This is a genomic window from Arthrobacter sp. Sr24 (genome assembly GCF_054511175.1).
Window position 1 is genome coordinate 40,523 of the sequence record NZ_JBTNDB010000012.1, and the last position, 16,863, is coordinate 57,385.

A 16,863-nucleotide genomic window follows, 5' to 3' on the forward strand; every position below is an offset into this window, starting at 1 on the left:
ATGAAAGCGGAGGTGGTTCCGGTGGAGGACAATCCGATGGTTAAGCCGGTGCTCAACAGCGCGCCGCTCGTGGTGCTGACTACGTTGACCGTTGTGTCGCTGCTGTATGTCGTCGCCATCATGGCTCTCGCATGGCCACCAGCCCCGAGTGTTTGGATCGCGCTTGCTGTAGTAGCCGTCATTGCTGGACTCGTCAGTTGGCGTTGGTCCCTGCGGATTCAGAAAAGGAGGCTGTGGCAGCAATTTGCCAACAGGCAATGGGAATACCTGACCCGTCTCAAGGGTGAGCAAGAAACCACCACTGAAGTCACTGTTCTCGACTTCCAGGAGCTTCAGCCGACCGGAGTATGGGCCACGATCCGCTGGGAAAAGTTCGGCTACATCCAACTCGCCTGGATCGAACCGTGCAGCTTCTCTATCTGGCCGCAAGCTGTTCTCCTTATCCGCCCTGACCCGACTCAGATTCAGGTGGGGGCACCATGGCCACAAACCTACTACGTCCGTTCGCATGCATGTCTGGCCATTGCACCCGCATTGCTCAGTCCTTAGTCGAGGCGATTAGGAAAGCTGCACGCGTCTTGGGTAAACATGGCCCTCTGTCGCCGAACTCCGACCGCGACCAGCGTTCATGCTTAGCTACCCAAACTCCTTGGGGCAAGAGATAACAGGCTTCCCCGATTACTCATTCCGCGCAACGCGCCACTATTCGTGGGAAAGGGCTGTCATTGTCACCGGGCAAAGTAGCTGTTCGAAATTCGTGGTCGAGGAGGAAACAATACGATTGCGGAAGGATTCCTCAGTACCGACGTCTCTAGCTGTTGCATAAACCGGAGGTGTTGCACCGCACCGACCCAGCGACGCCGCCCTGGGTCAGAGGCATGGGCTGTCGGCCCTAGGATTGATTTCAGCAGTTGCTGGGTCAGATGACCTGTGCCGGCCGAGGAGAGTATCAATGTGCTTCCATTGGTTCCGATTTTGCTCCCACCGGATGCGCTCCGAGATCTTTCCTGACTCTCACCGCGAGACTCAACGGTCTGCTAGGTCTGGCAGTAGGATGCGCACTATGGGAAACATCCTGCCAGTCAACGCGGTTGTAATCAGGTTTGCACCAAATTCTCCAAACGGAATCCTGAAGCGAGCCATGACGGCAAGCAGACAATCCGGGTATTTTCGAGTATCCGTATTTGCGAGCCCGCCACTGCCTGGCGAATCGGAGGGTTCGACCATAGCCAGGTTGCTGGATGCCTCAGAACTTGGTGGAATTTCAACGACCAACAATGAAAAGTACTACCTCTGCGCTTCTGCTGGCGCCATTGAGCGACTGGGATTCATTTTCGTCAAAGACGACTATGCTGGCGAGATCCGGGAGCATTTCTCCGTTGACTTCGGCCGAGAACCATCTCTTGAAGACGCCCAACAACTAAGCGATACTTTTACTATACGGAAGAGGGCTTCATGACGGTCGTGGTAACCATTGACCCAAACGTTCGCGTCAATGGCAACAAAACATACGCGGCGTTCGAAGACGTGCGTGGTGGAGACGCGCACATTAACGATCATGTGCGCGTACAGGTTGATGAAACGGACCTTGTGGGCAATGGAGTCGTCAGTTCGCTCGATTGGGAATCAAGGCTGGTGTACCTTGAAGTCGACTGGTCATCCATCCGTCCGGATCCTACAGATGGTATCCTGCGACCAGAAGATCTCCCCGCGCTGCACCCTGACAGACGAAACTTTCCCGACGAGGACGTAATTTAACACGATTGAACCCGTCCTGAGGCTTCGACGACGACCCCAACTTATTCAAGCAATGTCAGGTGCTGATCGACATTGGCTAGATGCTTGTTGCTAACTTGCGATGATCGGGCCGCGCTTGTTGAATCGCGTTTGCTCCAAACTCCATCCATCCTCAACTTCGAGTGCGTTCCTCGCCATATCTCGAGACGGAGAACGACCTGGTGTCGCCAACCTCCCTCCATACCCTGGAGGATTCGTCGTCTCCAATACCGTCTTAGCCACCGACGTCACCCTGCCGAGTACGGACTTGGCGATGTCCACCCGTGACATCGGCTTCCTGTCGCGTGTACAGCGCAGGATCGAGTCAGCTTCGGCCTCCAGGACGGCGTCAGCCCAACCTGCCAAGTAGGCAACGGACTGAGCTCCTCGGTCAATCCCGTGGGCTCGAAGAACGACATAGGCGACGGACTCGGCTTCTATCTCGGCTAGACCTCGGTGTTCGGCGCTGCTACCGTACAGTGCGCCGATGGCGTCTCCGGGGACGTGCAGTGAGGCGTGGGCGAGTTCGTGGGCCAGCGTTGCGATGCGGTCCTCGGCTTCCAGCCAGGACCCGACGCTAATCAGTCGACGGGCGTGGTCGGTGTAGCCGTCTGCGAGTCCGGCCTGCTCCTCCGAAACGACAATGTTGTAACGGGCGTTTCTGGCCACTGCTATGAGAGATTCCCACAGGCCGGTGTAGACATCGACATCGAGTGGCGTTTCCTGCTGGCCGGGGATCGGGACAAGCAGCGGCTCCCCTTCAGTTTGGGAGACGTCAAAGACTGCTTGTCCACGCCATCCAACGATGCGGGACCGATTTATCCCATCACCAGGCTCGGCCAGCGCTCGCTCCTCCACGACAGAGCCGTGCTCAGTTTCTTTTGCATTGGTGATTCGTGCTGTTCTCGGAGCAATGACGTACAGGGCCCGTTCCCCTTTGAGAACGTAGCGGCCGTGGCGTTCCCACTCCTTGTAACCGGCGACGAGAGCGGGTTGTACGGGACCGCGCTGGGCCATTTGCATCATGAGCAGGGCGACGTTGCCGCCGGAGTACCGCCACATGGTCGCGGAAGCGTCAAGGAGTAGGTGCCACTGATTCGGATGGTCAACGGCGTCCGCGAGCAGCGCGTAGAGCCCTTCGGTAAGTTCTGCAACGCGTTGCTCGGGACCCGGATGAGATGCCGGCGGCGCCATTCCATTTCCAGTGGTGATGACCAGATGCGGTTTTACTGGTGCTGTTGGTGAGTCCATGATGACACTCCTTGCACTAGGTCAGGAGTCCGAGGTTCCGGGTTCAGGGTCTCGGGTCGTGGTCGGATCTCCCGACGACGGCGTGGTCGGTCCCGTGTTTGACTGGCCCAGCTTGCTTGCCTGCATGCCTGGTCCATCGTTGGGCAGTTTGCGGACTGGAGGTTCCCTGTGATGTTGCAGGCTCACACATCCTGCGGTGCGGGTTTGCTCCCGCAGCCGGCTGATACTGTGCTCGAGGCGTTCTTGGAAGCTCAAGGGGCCGAATCCGCCGTCGTCCTCGGTGTAGGAAGCCTGCTCTGCTCGCTGAAGCGCATACAACTCGGCGACGATGTCTGAATGTCGCCACCAGCAGTCGGGAATCACGGAGGTGGTCAGGTGGTAGCTTTCCACGAGCCAGCGCACCCACCGCCCAAGGTGTTCCCAAACGGCATCGGCTGTGCGGGGGTCCATGTCCCGCCACCGGTAGGTGATGGGAACTCTTTCGGAGCGCAGTCCGCGCGTTGAGCCGAAAAGCAGCGCGGCGAAGTTATCTTCCGCACCGTTTTCAACGTCGTATTCGAAGGATTCGTCCTCGTCCATGGTCATGCCTCCTGTTGTTCTGCGGCCGTGACCGCTTGCTGGTCGCTTTGTCGTTTGAGGTGCCCGGTCAGCAATTCGAGTTCGGTTTGTTCCTTGGAGCGACCGAGTTCTGCCGCGTCCTTGCGTTTGTGCCATTCGCGCAAGTCCAGCAGTATGGGCCTGCTTCGGCGGCCCAGCATGATGGCCGTCCCTGCTGGCAGCCTCCGGATCTCGTGCAGCGGGATAACGGGCGACTCTCGGATTTGCTCGCCGTCTTGACGCCCCTGCGCCGACCAGGAGCGCGTATTGAAAGTCGTTGTACGTTCCCCGATCAGACCGGCCAGTGCCCGGAGGTCGCGTTCGTCAGAGCCGCCTCCGAAGATGACCTTGATGATCGCCGCATCCCAGATGGTCGCTGCTTCATCCATGGACCATCCGGACCGAGCTTGGGACAGGGACTGCAAAACTACAAGAGTTGAGATGCCGATGCCGCCTCCATCAGAGAGCGCCACCGGCAGGCCTGGCCAGGGCGAGAGATTGGCGATCTCATCCAGGATCAGTGACAGCGGTGGGTCCAGCCGACCACCGGCCACCACGAAGGCCATTTCCCGGGCGGCATAGTCAATGTCGTCAATCAGCGCCGACAGGTAGGGCCCTGCTGCGGCCGCTCCACTCTTGGTTCCTATCAAGTACAGGGTGCCCCGTTGTTCAATGAAGGCCTTCGGGTCGAATTGTTCGCTGCTCCCTTTCGGGTCCAGAGCCGCGAGTACTTTCGGCGAGGACAACGGGGCGGCTGCGGCCGTCACACCGATCCATGAGTTGGAGGTGTTGCGTGGGTCATCGTCGATGATGCCCATTAGATCTGCCTGCCAACCGAGCGCAGCCTCCGGCCTGTCAAGTACTGCCAGCGCCTCCCTCGCAAGGACTGGGTTTGAGGCCCAGCGGCGAAAAGCCGACACACCGTCCCCGGACAGCGCCGCTGCGTGCAGCAAACATTGCAGCACTATCTGCGAGCGCTTTTGCCAGGCGACGTTCTCACCTTTGAGTGCACTGTCTGCTGAGATGACAAGTGCTCGTCGGCTGGCGACGTCGGGGTCTTGACAGCCACGGACCGGCGACCAGCGCAGTGTTGAGGGCAGCCCGGACATCCCCTGCGGGTCGAAGACTGTGACGGGGCGTCCGTTGGTGGCGCGGGCTCTCATGGTGACAACGAGGTTGTCGGCCCGGGTCGAGGTGGTGACGACGGCGCCGGGGGCGTCGAGGATGGCGTTGATGACGATGTAAAGGCCTTTGCCGGAACGCGGGGCACCTTGAATGACGAGGGATTCTTCGGTGGATACGTGAACGGTGACGCCGCGGGATTTGCCGATGGTCCAGGAGACTTCCTCCACTTTGGGGTCTTTCACTCCGGGATGCGTGTACCGCCCACGCTTCAAGGCTGCCTTGGCACCAAACTCACGGGCGATCTCCGCCCGCCGTGCGACGCCGTCGCGGCTAAGAATGTCTTGACGGAGCCATGCACCTGATTGGCGCCAGGTGCGCAGTCCCAGAACACCCGCCAGCGTAGCCAACACGACGACTACAATGACGGGGGCAATGAGCAGCCACAGCTGTCCGGCGCCGATGCTGCAAGACCCCGTAGCCGGCAGTATCCAACCCATGTGTCCGGTCAGGAGTCCGGGAAGCGCTGCCGGGCTAAAATCCCAAGGTGCCGAGGTGCCGCAGCTCGCGGAATACGCCAGATGCGCGGCTACTTGGATCAACAGACCAAGGACCACGTATATGGAGGTCGCGATCAACCCAATGGAAACCAACGGATTACCGTCATCCAATCGCCGCGGCATCAGAGCATCCTCTCATCGGTGCCAAACACGGCCAGCTCGTCCGTGGTGACTTCGTTGGCGACAATGAACGACCGATTCCCGACCTTCCACAGCCCCACACCCTTAGGCAGGTTCTCCACGTGCTCGCACTCGGCTTCGGTCAGCCCCAATGCTTCTTTGGTCAGCCGCATGGCGTCGTGCTTTTGCCGATATATGACCCTGGTGTCGGCCTCGGTGAGCAGGCCAAGTGCTTTTTGCCGCAGGCCGCTGGTGCTGTCGCCAATCTCGTTCAGATCGGCCACTTTGTGCATGATGAGCAGGTTCGAGATCCCGTAGCCGCGGGCCAGGCGCCATTGTTCGCTCATCTTGGCGAGCATGTAGGGGTCCGCGAGCATCCGCCAACCCTCGTCATAGACCACGATCCGTTTGGCTCCGTCAGGATTCGTCACGGCGGCCTCCAACCACGTCGCACCGCACGCAGCCGCCAAGGACAGCGCCTGTTCAGAGGCCCCAATCAAGGCGGAAGTGTCCATGACCATAATTGGGGCATCGGCGTCGAAGGCTACGGTTGAAGGTGCATCAAACATGCCTTCTAGGTCCCCTGACACTGTTCTCCGCAGCGAATGTCCGACGCCGGTCCCACCGTTGGGTCCGACCAGTGCGGCTGTCGCTGGGGTTGGGTTGAGCAGGTATTCCAGCACCATGGGTAGTGTCGGGGTGCTGTTGGCTGCAACGGCATCCGTCAACGCCATATCCAGGGCCGTATGTTCCACCGGACTCAACGGGATACCTGGTCGCATGAGTGAAACCAGAGCCACGAGCAGATGGCGACGGCGTTGCCGTACCACTGCCAGCCACTGCGAATCAGTCAATGCAGAGGATCGCGGCCCCGCGTCGAGAGGATTGACTCTCGTGGGCCGGCCGGGCCCTACAGAAATGACTTTGCCACCCGGGATGGCATTGGCAACCGGCACCCACTCACCCTTGGGATCAGATGCCACCGCAGCTTTCCGGCCCAGGGTGATGGAACGCGTCACCAGGGACTTGCCACACATGGACTTCCCCGTGCCGACGGTGCCAATAACGACAATGGAGGGACCACTGATGAAGCCCTTGTCGTACATGACCCACGGGTCATAGCAAAACGCTCCCGAACCAAACAGGTCCGTCCCGATGTACGTCCCTTCAGAGCCGAGACCGGATTCCGTCAGGAACGGATAGGCCGCTGCCATGGTCATCGTCGAAGCCCGATGCGGGGCGGGATGCACGCGGTGCGGCCCCCACAGGGAAACCCCGCCCCGCTTTCCCCAATCCGGCATAACACCGCGGCCAGCATTCTCGGCTGCTCGCTGTTCCCGTAGCTCACGCAAGGACAGCTTTGGTTCCATTGTCACGGAACGCTCGTTCCGACGTCGTACTTGCCGAGCTGCACGGTTCTCACCTGCAGGAGCAATACTGACCGCTGCCACATGCTTACTCATTTCAATCCCCTTCCCAAGGGCAACGCCCCCGCAATAAACGCCGCCCACTGCTGCCCAGCCATCAACCTCAACTCCACAAAGGAACCAGCGGCGGCAGATTCAAGTTCCTGCCGGCAGCGCGACAGCGCATCCAGCGTGTCCGCTGTGACAGTTACATAGGCGGCCGGGCGAACATCCCCATGACCAGCCACGATTTCATCCTCGCGTTGGGCCACTTCCTCCTCCTCAGCCCGCTGTTCCCGGGTCAACGGACGATCCAGACGAGCGTTGATGCGACGGCGAGTGTCATGGGCCTCCTGAGCCGAACGGATATCCCGCAGTGCCTGATCCGTGGGAACCGCCCGGATGACTTGTGTGATGGCGTGCCGGAACTCACCAACGTAGATCAGCGGCTGCAGGAACCCTGGATAGACCTGCTGCCGGGGCCATTCCGCGACCCAAAACGTTTGATGGAAGCCGGAATCAGTGCGCAGATAGGTCCAATGCTCCTCAGCGGCCATGGGCCCCGGCGACACACGCTCGATTCCCTTCCCAGTACCTGTCGCAGCAGCCCACCTCGCCACGGCAGCAGGGTCGAAGGAACCACGGACAACTGCTGTCACGGCCGCATCCGAGAGCCACTCCGTCACAATCACACCGTGGGTCTTCAGCCCAGTGGTGAAGGCCTCGACCTCCGAACGCAGCACGTGTTCCAGACCGCCCAGCGCTCCCCCGGCATCCTTGATCCGCCGTCTGGCCCTGGCCGTGTCCAGCACAATGGTCAAGATGATCTCATGACTCATGGAAGCGCCCGCTGCATCAATCAAATCCAGATACGATCTGTCGCCCCACTGCGCATCGGCAATGCGTTCAGGCGGAACCGCACGCTGATAGTAGGCCCGCAAAGCACTCGAGGGGTAAGGGACCGTGTAGTCCTGAATCGCGATCCGGGCCACGGCTGGTCTACTGGCCATGGCGGCCTGCACCCGTGACCAGGATTGAACAGCATAGGCCTTGTCGTCGCTGTCCATCAGCGCAAACGACGTGGTGGTGCACCGCAGAGACACCATGGCTTCATGCCCCTGTCTGTCAACGATAAACCCTTCGCCCGCCGCTGTGGCACAAAGTTCCAGACTGCCCAAGCCGCCTGGCAAGGCCACGGTTCCCACGCGACTTGGCTGCTCAGTACTGGCTAGGAAACGGGTCTCCTTGATGACCGCACGCAAGAAGAAAACCGACGCGGTGTAAGCCCACACCGGATAAGGAATGCGCCCATAGTGCAGCACACCAAACAACATCATTCCCAGCCAGATCGGCGCTGTGAGAATGAGGACGAGCGGGCCACCCAGCGCAGAGGCAATCGCCGCTATCAACATTCCTGCCGCGAGCAGTGACAACTGGTACCACTGCAAACCCATAAACAAGCCATGCCGTTCATGCCGAGGGAAGCGGACAGGTTGCAATACCCGAGTTTCTTCAGTCATGGCCTTCATCTCCATTTCGATAAGTGTTGCTTGGTGGCCGCTTACTTTGATCGACCGGGCGAGGACTGCTTACCGGCGTCGAACTTGGTGGTTGTGGCTTCGGCCCGGGAGTTGGTGCCGGGCGAGGGTGGTTCACTGGCGGCGCCGCCGTGTTTGGCATCGGGACAGGCGTCGGGTCAGACTGTGGCTTGCTGCCAAGCTTCCCTATATCACTCTGACTTTTCCCCGGGTAGCGGGAAGTCGTCGGCGCCCTGCCCGTGGCTGCGGGCATAGCGTGCGATGGGCCTGTTGCCTCTGGTGACTCAGGCCACTTGCCAGTGTCACCACCTCCACCTTTTGCAGCCGGCCCCGGTGGCATGGGCCACGCCTTAGCTGACGGACGATGCTGACCGGGTGTGGCTCCGGACGATGTCGGTGAGGGCTTCGAGCTCGCAGTCCACGGTTGGCCGCCAAGCGTCGCAGCCTTTTGATGCAATGGAATCGAAGGAGTACTGGACGCAACGGGCCTCGGTCCTTTGCTCCCTACTCCAGGCAAATGCATTTTGCCGCCAAATTGCCGGCCGAGTTGGCGGCCGGTGAAGTTCCCGGCTCGGCTGAAGACGTGTCCACCGCCGGCCATTTGGGCGGCACCTGCAATTTCTCCGCCAGCAAAACTGACAAGCTTCAGCGCCATCAAGGGCGCGCCACACGCCAGAACCATGCCAACAGCACCAGAAGCAAGACCGCTAAACGAGGTCGAGTCGGCGAAGAGCTTGACCGCTACGGCCAGCACAGTGGCCGCGAGTGGTTTGGCAATCAACAACGCGACCACGGTTTCGCACCAAATTCTGGTCCACGACTTTGTCCGCTCCCAAGGCAGAAGCATGATGGCCACCGGCGCGACCGCCGCCAAGACAATCAAGGCAAACGACCGGAAGATCATTGAGCACATGAGGATAAATGCGAGAATCCAGACGACAAGTACAGCGATGGCAGTGACAACCACGGCGCCACCAAGCCCACCCGTGGTTCCAGAACTGAGCGACACTATGTCCCATTCGCGCCCCGAACTTGCCGGTGCCCGCTGGAACCCAAACAATCGCATAAACACCAGGTATGGGTCCTTACCGAGAGTCTCCAAAAGTGCGGTTGAGGCCGAGTCAGTGAAACTGGAGAGTTTGCTCATCAAGCTCGTTGCCAAGAACACCAGCGGGACCGCCAGCGCTCCACCAAGCAGTGCCCGGCCGATGCGGCGTGGTTGTTGGCTGACCAAACCGGCAATCAGCTGCACGATCATGACCACCACCAATGGGGTCATCATCACCACAATCCACCAGTTGGTTAGTCCACTGACAATGCCCCATTCCGATGCATCTATGTCTGAGACACCGAAGGCTCCGGAGATGAACGACCACATCCATGAGGCCATACTTTCCAAAATCCCGGCAACATAGGACGTGACGGACGAAGCGAAATCATCGTTGGCTTGGGAAACAATGCCGCAGCCGGGCGGCCACCAGCCACCAGCACTGCACTCAACCATGGGCAACATGGCAAGGTCCTAGAATCCTAGGTTGAAGGCGTTCTGCGACCACAGAATGTAGCCGTTAATGCCACCCAGAATGGCCGCGACGGGACCTGTCCAGAGCAAGATCATGCCGCCGCCGGACGCCAGACGCGAGGACTGGCTGAGCTTGCCAGCCAAAAGCATGGCGGCACCAATGATCGCCACGATGGCGATCACGATAAACGCACCGACGAGGATTCCGCCGCCGATTTCTTTGAGGGACTCGAGGAATGGGAAGTTGGTGTTCGGGGTGATCCCGGGATCCACCGCTGCCAGATACAACATTGTGAACTCCATTCGATGGTTGTCCACGGGCGTGGACGCTATGTTCACTTGCATCATGGTTACGAGGAGGGAAATCCCCATGACCGCGGATGTCCATTGATTTGCCGACAGTGATGGAAAGCTTCGTCCACCGCGGCGTCGCACAGTAATGGGGGCCGAAACACGCCAACTAGCTTTCAGTTTGGATCTCTGAGGACATTCGAAACTCAACACCAGTTGGCATCAGCCAGCGTTGTTGTTCGACCTCATTCTTTCGGCTAAGGCATCGTCTGTCGCATGGCGAACCACTAACCACGGGTCGCTCACCGAGTAAGGAAGCGCCGCTGCACCCTCGGCAGTCAGAAGGGCGCTCCAATCCTTGGATCTGCAGAGGGTGCATTAGAAGAAGAATCTTATGTCCTGGGCATCGAGACAGTGTGCCGTTTCACGCCCGCGGTCAGGCCTCCGGACGGTTGTTACGAGACGGTCGACTTTCCGGTGAATGTCGAAATCTCTTAACCAGCAGGTCAGGGCAGGGTGCGCCCCGTATACCGACAGGCTAACGGGACACTTTGAGATGTCATTCCGGCCAGGCCCCTAACAGGACGTGTGAATAGCAGTGGTATATGGCCGGTTTTAGATCTTTATGTGGCATGGCGGAGGGCCTGAAGTCCGGTGGGTATGGATTGGGACGATGTCCGTTGGGCGACGGGTAACCGAAAACGGGAGCTCCCGGTGATGCCCCGGTCTCCCGTTGTGACATCTGCGGTATGGTCGCTGCCATTTTCTTACTATCGATCATTTTCGGTGCCCTTTCATGATCGCTTCCAATATCCGGGCGGGAGCGTGATACCGATACATCGGTGGCGGACCGCCTCGCCTAGCATGGACAGGGTGAATACCCGGAACCTCATTGCACGGATGGAACGCCATCAGATCGGCCTGTACCTTGTGGCGATCCTGATCGGTGGTGCTGTCGGATTCCTGGCACCCGGTTCGGCCGGAGCCTTGGAACATTCCATCAACCCCGTCCTGGGGCTGCTGCTCTTCGCGACGTTCCTGGGCATTCCCTTTGCCTCTATCGGGAAGGCCGCCAAGGACTGGCGGTTCATGGGCACCGTGTTGGTGCTGAATTTCGTGGTTGTTCCCCTGGTGGTCTTTGGCCTGACGCGTTTCATTGCCGGGGACCAGGCGCTGCTCCTCGGGGTCCTACTGGTGCTTTTGACCCCGTGCATCGACTACGTCATTGTGTTCACCGGGCTGGCCGGTGGGGCCAGCGACCGGCTGCTGGCCGCCGCACCTGTCTTGATGCTGCTGCAGATGCTGTTGTTGCCCCTCTACCTGCTGTTTTTCGTCGGCCCAGACGTGGTGTCGGTGATCGACCCGGCACCTTTCGTCGAGGCCCTGGTTGTCCTGATCCTCATTCCCTTGGCTGCGGCGGCGCTCACCCAGGCGTTGGCACGCAGGGCAGCGGCGGGCAGGATCATCATGGCAGTCATGCAGGCATTGATGGTTCCACTCATGATGGCGACCCTGGCGGTGGTCGTCGGTTCGCAGATCACCGGAGTCGGGCAGGAACTGGGCTCGCTATTAGTGGTGGTGCCGCTCTATGCCGCGTTCCTGCTGGTGATGGTGCCGCTGGGAATGCTGGCGGCCAAACCGGCACGCCTCGATGTCGCCGCCACGCGTGCCGTCGTATTTAGCGGTGCGACCCGCAATTCACTGGTCGTGCTCCCCCTGGCACTGGCACTGCCCGAACCCCTGGCACTGGCCGCACTGGTCGTGGTCACCCAGACCCTCATCGAACTCATCGGCATGATCCTCTACGTCAGGTTTCTGCCCCGAATCATTCCCACCGAATTCGGCCACCAACCCTCCTGAGTTCGCACATCCGGGCCACTGCCGCCAAACAAGTCACATTCGCGCGGACGGTCCGGCTTCCAAGGTTCCTCTGTAGGCACCTTCGAACGAACGGAGGAGTTTGAGTTTCAAAGGATTTTCGTCCCCTCATCCTTACAGACGCTCAAGCTGATGCAACCGGATTCACTACCCCGATTTCACGAAAGTGGTCTGGCACTGGATTTGATTGACAGTTCTCACGGGTAACGGTTTCATGCTTTGTTTGCCGCCGTCCCCCGCTCCTGCTGTTTGGGTGGGCAGAGAACCGTCCCATATGAGCAGAAGACGCAGCACTCCCCCACCGCTGGGCGTAGACGTTCCTCGCAGCCGGGGCATACCCAGAAAAACTGGCATGCGTCGGTCGGCATCTGAACGGCGGTGGCTACGCCGCACGACGGGCACGACACAACGGAGTTTAATTCGATGGACATCGTTCGGCACTCCATAGGTTTGTAGAAAATGCGGCTGACGTCCCCGGATGCTTGGGTGACCGGTCAGCCGGTGAAAGCGGGCAGGCATCGCAGAAAGACCGACCCTGCGACCATGACGTAGGCGACGGCCACGAGGGTGCCCGCCCACTCGGCGGCGAACCTGGCCAGGACCTGTGGTGCGGGAAGTACCAGTGGACGAAGGTGACGTTTTCCGAGTAGTCGGCGCGCAGTTCCTGAGAGAGCACCTGGCTGTTCTCCCGCACGACCTGTTGTTGGGTGGCGGCGGCGCCGGGGGCGGCGGTGGCCTCGGAGTCCGCCGCCGTGGAGTTTCCCTGGGAGATTAGGTAGCCAATGATGGCCGCGACAACAACGACGGCCAGCAGGGCCCAGACAACGATCTTGGGTTTTTCAAGGCGCGGCCGGCTGATGGTTCGGTGGTGCTCATGTGGTGTTCTGTTCCGTGGGCTGCGACCCGGCGGGCCGGGCAGGCTAGGAGGCGGGGGCTGGGTGGTCGCTGAGCGTGGAGGCTTGCGGATTCGTTGTGCGGATCTCTGGCCGGGGCGTCTGGTGTGTCTTGGTGCGGGCGGCGCGAAGGCCGTTGAGGATCACGATGACCTCCGCGACCTCGTGGATCAGGACGACGGCTGCCAGGCCGAGCGTGCCGGTGAGGGCCAGGGGCGGGAGGATAGCGATAATCAGCAGCGAGAGCACGATGTTTTGGTTCATGATTTTCCTGCCCCGCCGGGCGTGGGCGATGGCTTGCGGGATCAGGCGCAGGTCGTGGCCGGTGAAAGCGATGTCGGCGGACTCGATCGCCGCATCGGACCCGGTGGCCCCCATAGCAATCCCAATATCTGCGGCAGCCAGGGCCGGGGCGTCGTTGATGCCGTCCCCGATCATGGCCGTGGGCCGGGCCGCATTGAGTTCGTTGATGGCTTTCGCCTTGTCTTCGGGACGAAGCTGGGCGCGGACGTCTTGGATGCCGGCCTGGGACGCGAGGGCGTTGGCGGTGCGTTCGTTGTCTCCGGTCAGCATGGTGACACCGAGGCCCCTGGCGGCGAGGGTGTTCACAACTTCGGGGACCTCGGGACGCAGTTCGTCACGCACCCCGATGACTCCGACAGCAACGCCGTTCCGGTGGACGATGACTGCAGTCATGCCCAGAGTTTCCAGACGGTTCACCGCCTCGGTGAGTTCCCCAGCGTCAAACCGGCGCGGGCTGCCGACCCCGACGGTGGCCCCGTCGATGGTGCCGTGGATGCCGTGCCCGGCTTCTTCGGTGATGCCGGTGGCGGGCGCCATCCCGGGGGCTGCTTGGGTGATGGCGGCAGCCAGCGGGTGGGTGCTGTGTTGTTCCAGAGCGGCCGCCCACGCCAGTACCTGGTGCTTGCTGGTTCCGCCGACGGTGATCACCTCGGTGACGGTGGGTTGGTTGCGGGTCAGCGTGCCGGTCTTGTCGACGGCGAGGTGGCGGATTGAGCCGAAGCGTTCGAAGGCGGCACCGCTTTTGATGATGACGCCGAACTTGCTGGCAGATCCGATCGCGGAGACAACGGTGATGGGCACGGCGATGGCGAGGGCACACGGGGAGGCGGCGACCAGGACGACCAGGGCGCGGATGATCCATGTTTCCGGGTCTCCCAGCAATGAGCCGAGCAGTCCGACGAGTGCGGCGAGGATCAGCACGCCGGGGACCAGGGGTCGGGCGATGCGGTCGGCCAGTCGGGCGCGTTCGCCCTTTTCGGCCTGTGCCTGTTCGACCAGCGTCACGATCGTGGTCAGGGAGTTGTCGGTGCCCGCCGCGGTGGCCTGGACCTCCAGGACCCCGGAGTTGTTGATCGCGCCGGCGGATACCGCATCGCCCGTCTCGACGTCGACGGGGATGGATTCACCGGTGATCGCCGAGGTGTCCAGAGTGCTGCGTCCATTGCGGACGAAGCCGTCGGTAGCGATCCGTTCCCCGGGCTTGATGAGCAATATCTGGCCGACGGACAGCTCAGCGGCCTGGATCGAGGTGGCTTGGCCGTTGCTAAGCACGGTGGCGGTCTCGGGAACAAGCTTCAGCAGGGCCCGAAGGCCGTTGCGCGCACGGTCCATGGCCTTGTCTTCCAGGGCCTCGGCGATCGAGTAGAGGAACGCCAGGGCGGCGGCTTCTTCTACATATCCGAGGATGACGGCCCCCGTGGCACTCATGGTCATCAGCAGACCGATGCCAAGCTTTCCCTTGGCCAGTCCGCGGATTGCTCCGGGCACGAATGTCGCGGCTCCAAGCAGCAGACCGGCCCAGAACAGCATGAGCGCCGGCACCTCAGCCCCGCCCCACTGGCTCATCAGCCCGGCAATAAACGCGACACCGGAAGCGACCGGAATCACGACCCCGCGATCGCGCCACCACGGCGCGCTCTCCTCCGATTCGGTGTGCTGCTCTACAGGCTCATCATGCGCGCAACAGGAGGCACTCATGCCGTTGCCTCGTTATCGCAGCATCCGGGTACAGGGCAGCCGTGGTCCAAGCATTCGGCGTTCTCATCGACCGCCAGCGTCACCTCGATCAACGAGGTCAGAGCGCGGGCCAAATGGGGGTCGGTGATTTCATAGCGGGTCTGGCGGCCCTCGACTTCCCCCACCACGATGCCGCAATCCCGCAGGCAGGCCAGGTGGTTGGAAACATTCGAGCGGGTCAGTCCCAACTCGTGGGCAAGCTCGGCCGGGTAGCCGGGCCGTTCCAGCAGGGTCATGAGAATACGTGAACGGGTAGGGTCGGCCATTGCGCGGCCGATACGGTTCATCACGTCGAGTCGGGAAGTAATGGTCAGCATAGAGTGACTATACAGCTATGACTGACCATTAATCTACCGGCGCATGGTCCCTTGATGAGGTCCAGAGCGATCCATGTGTGGGGCCGGCTAGGAAAAAGTGGATCTCTTTGGTTCTGGCTGAGCTGACAACTGGATGAGGTAGTCGTTGTATGCATCCAAGTCCGGGGTGCCCTCCGTTGCTAGTTTCTTTTCGGCCTTGACCCAGCCCCGGGCTTCGTCGCGCTGCCATCTCACGAGAATATACAAGAGCATCAGCACTGAGGGCAATTCCCCGTAGGCCCATGCCAAGCCGCCGGCCACGGCTTGGTCTGCCATAGCGTCGACCTCCCACGAAGCTGGTGAGGTCGAGAAGAAGCTGACCATGGGTTTGGTGGACATCATGACAACGACGCCAAAGAAGGCGTGCAGCGGCATTTCGGCGAAAACGTCGATCATCCGACCGAAATGGGTCTGTCTCTTGGGCAGGGGGTCAGCAGAAAGTAGCGGGATGGTAAACAGAATTCCGGCGAAGAGGAACGCTAATTCCAGACCAACGTGCCCATACCAAGTGGGCAAAAGCCGGTCAGCTATTCCGGAGAAATAGACGCCATAGAAACTAAAGAGGAAAAGGGGGACCATGAAAGCAGGATGGATGGCCAGACGCCCCCAGCGGGACCGCAAGCCCCAGATTGCCACGCGCAGGACCGGCAGACCCGGTCCTCTATGAGGGGTCGCCCGCAGCAGCAATGTCCCTGGCGAGCCCAGGACCAAGAGAGGCGGAACGGCCATCATGAGGGTGAGCTGTTGGAACATGAAAATCGAAAACATGCCGAGGCCATAGCCTTCGATACCGGCACCCATGACGACCATCACGACCAAACAACCGCTCAGGAATGAGATGGTGCGAACCGGCGACCAGGCCCTCCCTTGCTTCCAGAGACTTATTGCCCCAGCAAGATAGAAGACTGCTGCCAGCAGCGCCAACACCGGAATCAGCGGTATGGGCTGCAAGTTTGGCGCAAGATATTGGACCATGGATGGTGCCAAGGTGGGCAACCAAACAGGACCTTCAATATAAAAGTCAGACATCGCCGTGCCGCCCCTCAAGCGCCCGAAGCCTAGCCTGGAGAGCCTGCGAGGCTAGCTGTGATCCACGACTGCCAACCGCTGCTGAGCGGTATGTCCGACATGCTTCAAACCGAGCTCCAACAGGATGCTGACATGGGAATCGGCCAAGGAGTAGTACGCCATTCGTCCGGAGCGACGGACCTCCACCACCCGGGAGGCCCTTAATAGGCGAAGCGCGTGGGAGACGCCTGATTCGCTGAGTCCAGTTGTTGCCGCTACATCGCACACGCACATTTCTCCGGAGAGGAGCGTGGTGAGTATCCGTACCCGCCCTGGATCGGAGAGGAGACCGAAGATGGCTGCAAGCTCCACCACATCGACGTCCCTGGGCATTTGGGACTTGACCAGTGCGACCTTGCCACCGTCCACCAGTCTGACGGAACATCCGCTGCTCACGCCCGTCATCGAGTCCCCTGCTTGGTCTGGCATTCCGGTCATTCACCAA

At 60.7% G+C, this 16,863-nt stretch carries 17 protein-coding genes; 5 read left to right on the forward strand and 12 right to left on the reverse strand.

Annotation, left to right across the window (positions count from 1 at the left end; all coding sequences use genetic code 11):
- The 3 genes from ACX80D_RS09810 to ACX80D_RS09820 all read left to right on the forward strand — a co-directional run bounded on the left by ACX80D_RS09810 (window position 1) and on the right by ACX80D_RS09820 (window position 1,758).
- A complete protein-coding gene (locus tag ACX80D_RS09810) occupies window positions 1-549 on the forward strand; it encodes a hypothetical protein (RefSeq protein ID WP_459322478.1) in 549 nt (182 codons plus the stop codon).
- Between the two features lie 514 nt (window positions 550-1,063).
- Window positions 1,064-1,459, forward strand: coding sequence for a hypothetical protein (locus tag ACX80D_RS09815; RefSeq protein WP_459322479.1), 396 nt, complete (start codon window positions 1,064-1,066; stop codon window positions 1,457-1,459).
- The gene (locus ACX80D_RS09820; protein WP_459322480.1) at window positions 1,456-1,758 is read left to right on the forward strand and encodes a hypothetical protein; all 303 of its coding nucleotides are present in this window, start codon (window positions 1,456-1,458) and stop codon (window positions 1,756-1,758) included. Before ACX80D_RS09815 ends, ACX80D_RS09820 begins: the two co-directional genes overlap by 4 nt.
- A gap of 90 nt (window positions 1,759-1,848) precedes the next feature.
- On the opposite strand, the gene ACX80D_RS09825 is transcribed toward ACX80D_RS09820, so the two are convergent.
- From ACX80D_RS09825 to ACX80D_RS09855, 7 genes are read right to left on the reverse strand one after another with little or no spacing between them, the layout of a single operon-like run.
- A complete protein-coding gene (locus ACX80D_RS09825) occupies window positions 1,849-3,027 on the reverse strand; it encodes an ArdC-like ssDNA-binding domain-containing protein (RefSeq protein WP_459322481.1) in 1,179 nt (392 codons plus the stop codon).
- Window positions 3,028-3,048: 21 nt separating this feature from the next.
- Complete coding sequence (locus ACX80D_RS09830; protein ID WP_459322482.1) at window positions 3,049-3,606, reverse strand: hypothetical protein; 558 nt, start codon at window positions 3,604-3,606, stop codon at window positions 3,049-3,051.
- Between the two features lie 2 nt (window positions 3,607-3,608).
- Entirely contained in the window at window positions 3,609-5,429 is a 1,821-nt protein-coding gene (locus tag ACX80D_RS09835) for a type IV secretory system conjugative DNA transfer family protein (protein ID WP_459322483.1), read from the reverse strand.
- A complete protein-coding gene (locus ACX80D_RS09840; RefSeq protein ID WP_146073273.1) occupies window positions 5,429-6,889 on the reverse strand; it encodes an ATP-binding protein in 1,461 nt (486 codons plus the stop codon). The genes ACX80D_RS09835 and ACX80D_RS09840 overlap by 1 nt, the downstream gene beginning before the upstream one ends.
- Window positions 6,886-8,352, reverse strand: a complete 1,467-nt coding sequence (locus ACX80D_RS09845; protein ID WP_459322484.1) for an SCO6880 family protein — start codon at window positions 8,350-8,352, stop codon at window positions 6,886-6,888. Before ACX80D_RS09845 ends, ACX80D_RS09840 begins: the two co-directional genes overlap by 4 nt.
- Window positions 8,345-9,883: a TrbL/VirB6 family protein gene (locus ACX80D_RS09850; RefSeq protein ID WP_459322485.1), complete on the reverse strand. Its 1,539-nt coding sequence runs from the start codon at window positions 9,881-9,883 to the stop codon at window positions 8,345-8,347. The genes ACX80D_RS09845 and ACX80D_RS09850 overlap by 8 nt, the downstream gene beginning before the upstream one ends.
- A gap of 9 nt (window positions 9,884-9,892) precedes the next feature.
- A complete protein-coding gene (locus tag ACX80D_RS09855; protein ID WP_104111952.1) occupies window positions 9,893-10,183 on the reverse strand; it encodes a hypothetical protein in 291 nt (96 codons plus the stop codon).
- An 864-nt stretch (window positions 10,184-11,047) separates the two neighbouring features.
- Here ACX80D_RS09855 and ACX80D_RS09860 point away from each other — a divergent pair.
- A complete protein-coding gene (locus tag ACX80D_RS09860) occupies window positions 11,048-12,043 on the forward strand; it encodes an arsenic resistance protein (RefSeq protein ID WP_459322486.1) in 996 nt (331 codons plus the stop codon).
- Window positions 12,044-12,273: 230 nt separating this feature from the next.
- Here the strand turns inward: ACX80D_RS09860 and ACX80D_RS09865 are convergent, their stop codons facing one another.
- Window positions 12,274-12,507, reverse strand: a complete 234-nt coding sequence (locus ACX80D_RS09865; protein ID WP_459322487.1) for a GDCCVxC domain-containing (seleno)protein — start codon at window positions 12,505-12,507, stop codon at window positions 12,274-12,276.
- Between the two features lie 161 nt (window positions 12,508-12,668).
- On the opposite strand from ACX80D_RS09865, the gene ACX80D_RS09870 reads away from it, so the two are divergent.
- On the forward strand, window positions 12,669-12,836 hold the full coding sequence (locus ACX80D_RS09870; protein ID WP_459322488.1) for a hypothetical protein: 168 nt from the start codon (window positions 12,669-12,671) through the stop codon (window positions 12,834-12,836).
- 145 nt (window positions 12,837-12,981) lie between these two features.
- On the opposite strand, the gene ACX80D_RS09875 is transcribed toward ACX80D_RS09870, so the two are convergent.
- From ACX80D_RS09875 to ACX80D_RS09890, 4 genes are all read right to left on the reverse strand, one after another.
- Entirely contained in the window at window positions 12,982-14,955 is a 1,974-nt protein-coding gene (locus ACX80D_RS09875; RefSeq protein WP_459322489.1) for a heavy metal translocating P-type ATPase, read from the reverse strand.
- Complete coding sequence (gene cmtR / locus ACX80D_RS09880; protein WP_459322490.1) at window positions 14,952-15,311, reverse strand: Cd(II)/Pb(II)-sensing metalloregulatory transcriptional regulator CmtR; 360 nt, start codon at window positions 15,309-15,311, stop codon at window positions 14,952-14,954. Before cmtR ends, ACX80D_RS09875 begins: the two co-directional genes overlap by 4 nt.
- 87 nt (window positions 15,312-15,398) lie before the next feature.
- Entirely contained in the window at window positions 15,399-16,379 is a 981-nt protein-coding gene (locus ACX80D_RS09885; RefSeq protein ID WP_459322491.1) for a cytochrome c oxidase assembly protein, read from the reverse strand.
- Window positions 16,380-16,430: 51 nt separating this feature from the next.
- Complete coding sequence (locus tag ACX80D_RS09890; RefSeq protein ID WP_459322492.1) at window positions 16,431-16,856, reverse strand: ArsR/SmtB family transcription factor; 426 nt, start codon at window positions 16,854-16,856, stop codon at window positions 16,431-16,433.
- Window positions 16,857-16,863 lie beyond the last annotated feature (7 nt).